This is a genomic window from Mesorhizobium sp. B2-9-1 (assembly GCF_006439455.1).
Lineage (GTDB): Bacteria > Pseudomonadota > Alphaproteobacteria > Rhizobiales > Rhizobiaceae > Mesorhizobium.
The window spans coordinates 371042-379115 of sequence record NZ_VFTP01000004.1 but is presented as its reverse complement, the minus strand read 5'-3'; the positions used below and the strand labels follow the sequence as shown (position 1 = coordinate 379115).

The window sequence follows — 8074 nt, the reverse complement described above, 5'->3', positions numbered from 1 at the left end:
AGAGAGGGCTCTTCAGTTCCCCAGATACCCAGTTCCCCAGTTCCCCAGTTCCCCAGTTCCTTAGTGCCTCTCCCTCGCCTCATGCATCAGCAGCGCCGCCTCGGTGCGGTTGCGCACGTTGAGCTTGGCGAGCACCCTGGTCATGTGATGCTTGACCGTCTTCTCCTGCAGCGACAGCCGGGCGGCTACCTCCTTGTTGCTCAACCCTTCGGCGACCAGTTTCAGGATCTCGGCCTCGCGGCCGGTGAGCTGACTGAGCGGATCGGGCTTGCTGCCGGTGGGCTGCAAAAGGTCGGAGAGCAGCCTGGCCGAAAGGCTCGGCGATACATAGCTCTGGCCATTGGCGACGTCGCGCAGGATCTCGGCCAGCGCCTTGGAGCCGACGCCTTTCAGCACATAGCCGCGCGCGCCGGCCTTCAATGCCTGGGCGACGTCGGCATTGGTCTCCGACACCGTGAGCATGACGATCTTCTGTTCGGGCATCGCTGAAAGGATGCCGGCGAGCGCGTTGAGGCCGCCGCCTGGCATGCTGATGTCGAGCAGGAGAATATCGGGCGTGCTGGCGCGCGCCAGCCTTTCGGCGTCCTCGGCGCTGGCACCTTCGCCCACAAGCTCGAAGCCGCCGATTTCGCCGAGGCTGCGCGCCACGCCCTCGCGAAACAGGGGGTGGTCGTCCACTATTGCGATGCGGATGGATGTGCTCACGGTTGCTCCTCGACAGACAAGGCAATCACCAGTCTTGTTCCTTCCGGGCCGGACAGCGTCTCGAACTGCCCGCCTATGCTTTCGATGCGTTCCCTGAGGCCCGCAAGCCCAAGGCCCTCGCTTCGGGCCGGGTCGAAGCCGGGACCGCTATCCATCACCTCGACCAAAAGCTTGCCGCCTTTGGTCGTGGCTCTGACCTGCTGGCCCTTGCCCTTGCCATGCCGGAAGGCGTTGTTCAGGCCTTCCTGCACGAAGCGATAGACGCTGATCTTTTCCGAGGTGCCGAGTTCCGGCAAGCGCTCAGGCAGGGTTAGCAACACTTTGGTGCTGGTGCGGCGCTCATGCTCGGCCACCGCCAGCCGCAAAATGTCGGCGATGGCCTGCGCCTCGATCTGCGGCAGCACCAGCCCGTTGCAGATGCCGCGTATCTCGCGCATCGCTTCGCCGAGCGTCTTGTGTATGCCGGCGATCTCGGCTTCGCGCAGCGTGCTCGACGTGGCCGGGTCGACCAGCGCCGGGCTGTCCATCCTCAGCGCGGCAAGCGCCACCAGTTGCGCCGGTCCGTCATGCAGGTCGGCGCCGATGCGCCTCAGATACCGCTCGTTGATTGCTGTGGCGCGGCGCGAGGCGCGTTGAACGCGCTGGCGCAGCGACGAGTTCTGCGCCAGGGCCGTCTGCAATTCGGAAACTTTCGCCTCAAGCGCCGCCTGCTGCGTGACGATGGTGCGGCTGCCGCGGAAAACGATGCCGGAGAGCAGGGCGAGCGCCGCGGCGGTGGCGGCCGCCACCACCAGCCATGTCCACAGCAGGGCCGAGTGGAGCGATTCCTCGAAATCGCCGGACAATTCGTAGAATTCGCTGACAGCAACGACCTCGCCGGACCACGGCTCGCGCACCGGGTTGTAGATTTCGAGCAGCGGAACGCCCATCGACCGCTCCTTGTCGTCTTCCTCGTCCTCGAGCCTGTTGTATTTGACCATGACGTCGCCGGCGAAAGCGGCGATGAGGTTGGCGTTGGGCCTGACCTGCTTGCCGATCAGGCTGGCATCCTTGGAGTAGAGGATCGTTCCGTCGCGCCGCCACAGCTTGAACGAGACCAGCCTTTTCCCGAGCGCGCCCTGGCCCAGCGTCTCGTCCAGCGCCCGCTTGACGGTGTCGTCGAGCTCTTGGCTCTTGCGCATATCGGGCAACAGCGGTGCGATCACGCTGTCGACATAGAGCGCGGTGGTGGCGGCGGAATTGTGCAGAACCCCGTCACGGATCTGCGATGTCACCCACAGCCCGACCACGAGCATCACCGCCAGAAGGCCGATGCCGCCCGCGATCACGAACTGCCAGGCCAGAGAGAGCCCGCTCCAGACTCGTGCAGGTCGTGTTAAATACCTCCCAACCATCGGCACCATTCACCCACCCGTCCGCGACAGTATAGGTGAGGGGAGGCAATTGCGACACCGACCTTGGTCCGTGCCCGTGGGGAAGGTTAATGGCAGAGCAGGTTTGGGCGCACGCCGACGGGCGAGCTTTGATTCGCAAGCGAGGAGGCTGCTTGCTCTCCCGGGCGGCAAAGCCAGCGCCATTCCTGTTGACGGAGAAGACGCAGGCCGGCTGTCACCTGAAATTACAGGTTCTTTTGCAATGCCGACACAACCACCAATCAAGCCCCGGCTCCAGACCAACGGCATATGCCCCGCGGGATATAGCGCCACATCGCTGATGCCTTGGCTTGGCCAGGTCTCTTCATCGATCGTTGTGGATGTAGACATATAGCGGCGACCTCTCGGGCGGCCCAGCTTGCAACCCAGCCCATATCGGCGGCCGGGGCCGCTCTTTCCCGACATGAACCGCGGACGTCGCGGCAAAAATTTGCCCCCAAAAGAAGTCAGGATCAAGCTGTTGATGGGTCGAACAACCGCCGCATATACAATGGGCTTCATCACGCTGTTGTTGGCAACGCAGTATGGACGTCGGCAAAAAAAAGCAAAAAACAAACGAGCGGTTGTCGATTTTTGAGCTCGAGGCACTGCGGGAAGCTTTCAGGCAGTCCGTTCGGGAGAATGACGTGGCGGAAGCGGAATGGGCGCAACACGCCGAGCTTTTCGTCAAAAGAGCGCTTCAAGAAGACGGCCATCTTACACGAGTTTAAGCGTTCGGGCGCCTGGAGCAATTCGAGGAAAGTCTGCGCTTTTTTCAGCCTTGGAGTTGCGGCATCGCGGCTTCCAACCGGTCGGACCATTGCGCCGGCGCATCGGACTTCAGCAACAATTGTGGGTGCGGCGGGAAACGGACACTCTGTCCCTGCGCCGGCTCCCCCCAAGGAAACCCAAAGGTCGGCGCTTCAGCCCGGCTTGCCTGTCAAAGAGCCGTACTCTTTTACCGCCAAGGCAAGCCGGGCTACCCCAACCGCCGATCCGGCACTTTCCGCTCGTTTGTCGCACCAGTTGCAGCGTTGCGCGGTGCCGTCAGCCCTGGCCCCACGGGTCATTGCAATGCGCAGAGGGTCCGCTTTCGCGGAAGGAAAAGCGGAGTCGGCGCGTTTTCCGCCGCGATGTCGAGGACTCCTCACCATCACAAGGCCGTAAAGCCTTTTCAGGCTTCCGAAGCGGAGCGCCTGGCGCGTGCGCAAAAGAATGCCAGGCTGAAGGATCTTCGCACCCACGCTTCATGGCTCGTGCTCGATCCGCAGGCTCACTTCCAGGAGGTGATCGACTGTTCGGCATTGCTCGGCGACCTGCCGATCCGAAAGGTCGCCCGCGACGGTTAGGAATTCCGTGCCTTTCAGGCCTCAGGCGGGCTGTAGCCGGGCGGCGTCCTGTCGCGATATCTCCATCAGTCGCGCGATCGCCAATGGCGCCATCAGCGCAAGGAACGCCGTGACATCGAAGAGGATCGACCGCGCCAGATCGATCCCACTGTGGTCGTAGCAAACTGCGAATTGCATCACGCCTGACCCTTTTTGATCCACCCACTGCGCATGTCGTTTCGCGTGTGCCAAAAGCATGACCCTGATTTGCAACAAATACAAGATGTCGCTAATCTAAAGATGGGCCGCGACAGGCCAACGCAATCGACGCCGTCGGGCCCCGAAGCATTCAGGCCGGCTCTGGCCAGAACAGCCAAGTGAGCGCCAGCGCCGCCAGCACCCAGAGCGCGATCATGAAGGCGAGCCCGGCCTTGCTCACCGGCTTCTCGCGTCGCACCGCCTCTTCGCGGAATTCCTGCATCAGATCGGCCGGGACCAGCTTGACCGCGAGCATGATGCCGACAGGCACGATCACCAGGTCGTCCAGGTAGCCGATGATGGGGATGAAGTCCGGAATAAGATCGACTGGGCTCAGCGCATAGGCAGCGACGGCGCCCGCGGTGGCTTTCGCGTACCAGGGCACGCGCGGATCGCGGGCCGCAATCCACAGCGCCACCACATCGCGCTTGATCTTGCGCGCCCATTGTTTTGCCGAGGCGAAAGCCGACATGCGCCTATTCTATACAGCTGTGCGGTTCGTCAGGCCAACTGCCGATCGCCGGCACGGTTCCTTAGGCGCAGTCCTTCAGCTCGACGACCTCGACGCCGAGGCGGAAGGCCTGGCCATCAGCATAGGAGCGCGCATATTGCTCGGCTTCAAATGGAAAGATGAGCGTCGTGCCGTAGGCGGTGACGCGCACCGTCCACTTCTGGCCCCTGACGAGTTCAACGCCGTGAAGCTTCGCCGTAACCATCGCACCCTCCTCAGATCCGGCACTTCAGCGACATCCGCATAGCGTCGCGAAAGTCATTTGAACGCAAATAATCCGACGCAATCGTGTCGTTACGGTGTCGCTTCCAACATTGGGTCGTTTCCGTCCGTGAAATGGTTCACCGACAGGAGCGCTTTTTGCCGGCGGGCCACGATCGGGCAGCATGGCCTGCTCGGAACCGCGAAGGCCCCAGGCGGATTAGAGTCCTGGTTCACAAGGAGACCGCCATGATCCGCAAGCTGAAATCCGGCGAGTACCGGCTCTATTCGCGCAAGATCGATCCCAGAACCGGCAAGCGCCGCAATCTGGGCACCTTCAAGTCCCGCGAAGCGGCGGAAAAGCACGAGCGCGAAGTGCAGTATTTCAAGCGCCACTAAGCAATCCACCGTTTCGCGGGGAGGAGGATCGCGCCTCAGCCGCCGGTTTCACCCATGCGGCGTCGGCGGGGTGCGCGGGCGAGGGTGGCCGGGCACGTTCGAGCCGATATGGTCGAGGTCGCAACGTCTCGTCACCATTTCGACCGACTTGGTGTCGACGGTCACGCGCCCCAGCACCTGCACGGTCGTGCGTCCGAGATCCTCGTCGACATGCACGACGTCGCCCTCCAGTCTGAGCTTGTCGCCTGCCTTGGCATTGGGCTCGGCCATCGAATAATTATGGCCGTCGCCGTCGAGCTTCAGTATCACGCGGTCCTTGATGCGCTCGATCACGGTGGCGATGACAGCCACCCGGTCGCCTATCTCCACTGCGGGCCGTGTCATTGCGGCCTCCTTTCAGCCCCGCGCGGTCTCAGGCCACTGGAGCCGGCTGGCGCCACGGTGGGTGGCGGCAACCGCTAAAATAAACGGCAAACCAAGCATTTGGTTGCCGCGGGGCTGCCGGTCGCTGCAGCCGATCGATCACATGAAGCCGGGATTTCGCGGCAGATACTGCCCCGCAGGCAAGAACCGGCTGCGCCGGCGGGGGCAACATTGGCGAGGTCGCCGAGCGCGTCAGCTACGGCTCGGCCAGCACCTTCAGCGCCTTCAGCCGCCATGCCGGCCGGCCGCCCGGACGCTATGCCAGTGCGGAGGCGCATCAGGCAATTCCGGGGAAAGTGCCCAGTTGCCACGCTCGGCCGGGTGGCGAGTCCAGCCGCTGCAGGAGGCTAGCCTCGAGAGTTCGAGGCATACTGTCTGTTGGCAATATCCTACCCTGGGGGATAGGATATTGCCATGACGATACACAGCTCCCATCCCGATATCATCGCCCGGCTCAAGCGAGCGCATGGCCATCTCGCCGCCGTGCTCACCATGTTCGAGCAGGGTCGGTCCTGCCTTGACCTCGCGCAACAGCTCCACGCCGTCGAAAGCGCGGTCGGCAATGCCAAGCGCGAGCTGATCCACGACCATATGGAGCATTGCCTTGTCGAAGGCGGCGAACCGACCAGGGACACGCTCAAAGAGCTGAAGCAGCTCACCAAATATCTGTGAGGCGGCGATGTGGGAAAAAGCGCTCGACTGGTTCGGCTTCGGCGTGCACGGGCATGACCATGGCGGCCACGGCCACGCCGATCATGGGCCGCATGGCCATACTCATGGCGTGATCGACGCGACCATCGCCACCACAGACCGCGGCATTTGGGCGGTCAAGTGGTCGTTCGTGATTCTCGCGGTCACGGCCGCGCTCCAGATTGTCGTCGTGATGCTTTCGGGTAGCGTAGCCCTGCTTGCCGACACCATCCACAACGTCGCCGACGCGACCACCGCCATCCCGCTTTGGATCGCTTTTGTACTCGTGCGCCGCAAACCGACAAGGGCCTTCACCTACGGCCTCGGCCGGGTCGAAGATCTCGCCGGCATCATCATCGTGCTCATCATCCTGGCCAGCGCGCTGGTGGCCGGATACGAGGCGATCAATCGCCTGTTCAATCCGCAGCCGGTGCGTTTCCTTGGCTGGTTGGCCGTCGCCGGCGTCATCGGTTTCCTCGGCAATGAAGCGGTGGCGGTTTTTCGCATCCGCGTCGGTCGCCAGATCAACAGCGCGGCGCTGGTTGCCGACGGCTATCACGCCCGCACCGACGGCCTCACCAGCCTTGCCGTCGTCGCAGGCGCGGCCGGCGTCTGGCTCGGCCTTCCGCTCGCCGATCCGATCATCGGCCTGCTCATCACCGTCGCCATCTTCGCTATCGTCTGGCAATCGGCGCGCTCGGTGCTGACCCGCATGCTGGACGGCGTCGAGCCCGGCCTGGTCGGCGAGATTCATCACGCCGCCGACCATGTCGCCGGGATCGAAAGGGTGGCCGACGTCAAGGCCCGCTGGCTTGGCCACAAATTGCATGTCGATGTCGAGATCGCGGTCAATGACGGCCTGCTGCTTGCCGCCGCGAACAACATCGCCGCATCGCTCAAGGCCGAGCTCTTCGCGCACATCCCGGCACTCGACGTTGCCACGGTGCGCTTTGCCGAGCCGGAGACGGAAGTCGGCCACCATCATGCGCCGGATCCGTTCCTTGTCGACGGCAAGCTAGCCAGCGGGCTGCTCGAAATCGTCGGCACGCCGCAGGGCGAGCGCATGCGGCTGCGCCTGTCGCGTCACGCCGAGGGCCTGCGGGCGAACGTCGCTATTGAAAGGATGGACGGTGCGGTCGAAAGCCTGCCGCTGTCGCCGGTCGGCGGCGACCATCATTATTTGCAGAGCCTGGTCGCACCTGCCGAACCGCACGAATTCAGCGCCAGGCTGCAACTGGCGGCCGGTCCCGACACCGAGGATTTGCCCTTCGCCATGGCCGAACCGGAAGGCCACCACGATGGGCACGCGAATAGATGATACAGGCACTCTTCGAATATCAACGTGAGATCTATCTGGCTGTGGCGCAACACCTGAAGTCGTTCGCTACGGACGGCAACTGGTTGGCGCTTCTTGCGGTATTGCCGATGGGCGTCGTATTCGGCGCGGCGCACGCGCTGACGCCGGGCCACAGCAAGACGCTGCTCGCCGCCTACATCGCCGGCTCGCAGGTAAAGCTGTCGCGCGGGCTGCTGGTGTCGCTGGCGCTTTCCCTCACGCATATCAGCCTTGCCGTTCTGATCGCCGCGCTGGCGCTGCCGCTGGTTTCGATCGCGCTCGGCAGTGTCGGTCGCGCTCCGGCACTGGAAGCACTTAGCCGAGGGCTGCTCGGGCTCGCTGGTGTTTGGATGATCTGGCGCGCGGTGCGCGGCCGTCACCAACATCATGCCCACGAGGGCGAAGCGGTTGGCGTCATGGCGGGGCTCATCCCATGTCCGCTGACGCTTTTCGTAATGACCTTCGCGATCGCCCGCGGGGTGCCGTGGGCCGGACTGGTGTTCGCCGTCGCCATGATGGCGGGTGTGGCGATTACCCTCGGGATCGTCGTCGCCCTCGCGGTCCTGTTCCGAAAAGGCTCCGTCGCTATCTTCGACCGGTTTGGCTCTAATGACGCACGCATCTCGACGCTGTTGGAGATCGGCACCGGCTTGTTCCTGTTCGGCGCGGCTTTGCGCCAGTTCTTGGTTGCTTGAAATCGCTGGCTTTTTTGCAATTCAGAGGCGGCTGAGCTCTGCCCTGCGTAGGCTGAAATCGGGTTGATTGTCACCTTCTGCAGACAGGCGCAGCTTCATCGCTCCTCAGGCGGCTT

Annotated in this window: 12 protein-coding genes and 1 pseudogene; 7 read left to right on the top strand and 6 right to left on the bottom strand. The window is 63.3% G+C overall.

What is annotated here, in order from left to right; translation table 11 throughout:
- Positions 1 to 60 precede the first annotated feature (60 nt).
- Together FJW05_RS12035 and FJW05_RS12030 are read right to left on the bottom strand one after the other, a co-directional pair.
- Positions 61 to 705 carry a response regulator transcription factor gene (locus FJW05_RS12035; RefSeq protein WP_140545005.1) on the bottom strand — a complete coding sequence of 215 codons (645 nt, stop codon included), beginning with the start codon at positions 703 to 705 and terminating at the stop codon, positions 61 to 63.
- Positions 702 to 2099 (bottom strand): sensor histidine kinase, encoded by a 1398-nt coding sequence (locus FJW05_RS12030; RefSeq protein ID WP_140545031.1) that lies wholly within the window; start codon positions 2097 to 2099, stop codon positions 702 to 704. The genes FJW05_RS12035 and FJW05_RS12030 overlap by 4 nt, the downstream gene beginning before the upstream one ends.
- Positions 2100 to 2662: 563 nt before the next feature.
- On the opposite strand from FJW05_RS12030, the gene FJW05_RS12025 reads away from it, so the two are divergent.
- A complete protein-coding gene (locus FJW05_RS12025) occupies positions 2663 to 2848 on the top strand; it encodes a hypothetical protein (RefSeq protein ID WP_140632007.1) in 186 nt (61 codons plus the stop codon).
- A 402-nt stretch (positions 2849 to 3250) separates the two neighbouring features.
- Complete coding sequence (locus FJW05_RS12020; RefSeq protein WP_140632005.1) at positions 3251 to 3466, top strand: hypothetical protein; 216 nt, start codon at positions 3251 to 3253, stop codon at positions 3464 to 3466.
- Positions 3467 to 3487: 21 nt separating this feature from the next.
- Here FJW05_RS12020 and FJW05_RS27425 read toward each other — a convergent pair whose 3' ends face one another.
- The 3 genes from FJW05_RS27425 to FJW05_RS12010 form a co-directional block, all read right to left on the bottom strand.
- Complete coding sequence (locus FJW05_RS27425) at positions 3488 to 3643, bottom strand: hypothetical protein (RefSeq protein ID WP_181164916.1); 156 nt, start codon at positions 3641 to 3643, stop codon at positions 3488 to 3490.
- Between the two features lie 151 nt (positions 3644 to 3794).
- Positions 3795 to 4175, bottom strand: a complete 381-nt coding sequence (locus tag FJW05_RS12015) for a YkvA family protein (protein WP_140632002.1) — start codon at positions 4173 to 4175, stop codon at positions 3795 to 3797.
- Between the two features lie 61 nt (positions 4176 to 4236).
- Positions 4237 to 4419 (bottom strand): hypothetical protein, encoded by a 183-nt coding sequence (locus tag FJW05_RS12010; protein WP_036258067.1) that lies wholly within the window; start codon positions 4417 to 4419, stop codon positions 4237 to 4239.
- Between the two features lie 245 nt (positions 4420 to 4664).
- Here FJW05_RS12010 and FJW05_RS12005 point away from each other — a divergent pair, with 245 nt between their 5' ends.
- A complete protein-coding gene (locus tag FJW05_RS12005; RefSeq protein ID WP_112100506.1) occupies positions 4665 to 4814 on the top strand; it encodes a hypothetical protein in 150 nt (49 codons plus the stop codon).
- 48 nt (positions 4815 to 4862) lie between these two features.
- On the opposite strand, the gene FJW05_RS12000 is transcribed toward FJW05_RS12005, so the two are convergent.
- On the bottom strand, positions 4863 to 5198 hold the full coding sequence (locus FJW05_RS12000) for a hypothetical protein (protein ID WP_140632000.1): 336 nt from the start codon (positions 5196 to 5198) through the stop codon (positions 4863 to 4865).
- Between the two features lie 215 nt (positions 5199 to 5413).
- Here FJW05_RS12000 and FJW05_RS27725 point away from each other — a divergent pair.
- The 4 genes and pseudogenes from FJW05_RS27725 to FJW05_RS11980 all read left to right on the top strand — a co-directional run.
- Positions 5414 to 5500: pseudogene (locus FJW05_RS27725) on the top strand (AraC family transcriptional regulator); the annotation flags it as partial.
- Positions 5501 to 5651: 151 nt separating this feature from the next.
- On the top strand, positions 5652 to 5909 hold the full coding sequence (locus FJW05_RS11990) for a metal-sensing transcriptional repressor (RefSeq protein ID WP_040973109.1): 258 nt from the start codon (positions 5652 to 5654) through the stop codon (positions 5907 to 5909).
- A gap of 7 nt (positions 5910 to 5916) precedes the next feature.
- The gene (locus FJW05_RS11985) at positions 5917 to 7245 is read left to right on the top strand and encodes a cation diffusion facilitator family transporter (protein WP_140631997.1); all 1329 of its coding nucleotides are present in this window, start codon (positions 5917 to 5919) and stop codon (positions 7243 to 7245) included.
- Positions 7242 to 7958 carry an ABC transporter permease gene (locus tag FJW05_RS11980; RefSeq protein ID WP_140631995.1) on the top strand — a complete coding sequence of 239 codons (717 nt, stop codon included), beginning with the start codon at positions 7242 to 7244 and terminating at the stop codon, positions 7956 to 7958. The genes FJW05_RS11985 and FJW05_RS11980 overlap by 4 nt, the downstream gene beginning before the upstream one ends.
- Positions 7959 to 8074: the final 116 nt, after the last annotated feature.

Excerpts from the sequence above, each read along its gene's own strand:
- FJW05_RS27425 (WP_181164916.1), bottom strand. The coding sequence starts at position 3,643 with ATGCAATTCGCAGTTTGCTACGACCACAGTGGGATCGATCTGGCGCGG.
- FJW05_RS12020 (WP_140632005.1), top strand. The coding sequence starts at position 3,251 with ATGTCGAGGACTCCTCACCATCACAAGGCCGTAAAGCCTTTTCAGGCT.
- FJW05_RS11990 (WP_040973109.1), top strand. The coding sequence starts at position 5,652 with ATGACGATACACAGCTCCCATCCCGATATCATCGCCCGGCTCAAGCGA.
- FJW05_RS12015 (WP_140632002.1), bottom strand. The coding sequence starts at position 4,175 with ATGTCGGCTTTCGCCTCGGCAAAACAATGGGCGCGCAAGATCAAGCGC.
- FJW05_RS12010 (WP_036258067.1), bottom strand. The coding sequence starts at position 4,419 with ATGGTTACGGCGAAGCTTCACGGCGTTGAACTCGTCAGGGGCCAGAAG.
- FJW05_RS11985 (WP_140631997.1), top strand. The coding sequence starts at position 5,917 with ATGTGGGAAAAAGCGCTCGACTGGTTCGGCTTCGGCGTGCACGGGCAT.
- FJW05_RS12025 (WP_140632007.1), top strand. The coding sequence starts at position 2,663 with ATGGACGTCGGCAAAAAAAAGCAAAAAACAAACGAGCGGTTGTCGATT.
- FJW05_RS11980 (WP_140631995.1), top strand. The coding sequence starts at position 7,242 with ATGATACAGGCACTCTTCGAATATCAACGTGAGATCTATCTGGCTGTG.
- FJW05_RS12005 (WP_112100506.1), top strand. The coding sequence starts at position 4,665 with ATGATCCGCAAGCTGAAATCCGGCGAGTACCGGCTCTATTCGCGCAAG.
- FJW05_RS12030 (WP_140545031.1), bottom strand. The coding sequence starts at position 2,099 with ATGGTTGGGAGGTATTTAACACGACCTGCACGAGTCTGGAGCGGGCTC.
- FJW05_RS12000 (WP_140632000.1), bottom strand. The coding sequence starts at position 5,198 with ATGACACGGCCCGCAGTGGAGATAGGCGACCGGGTGGCTGTCATCGCC.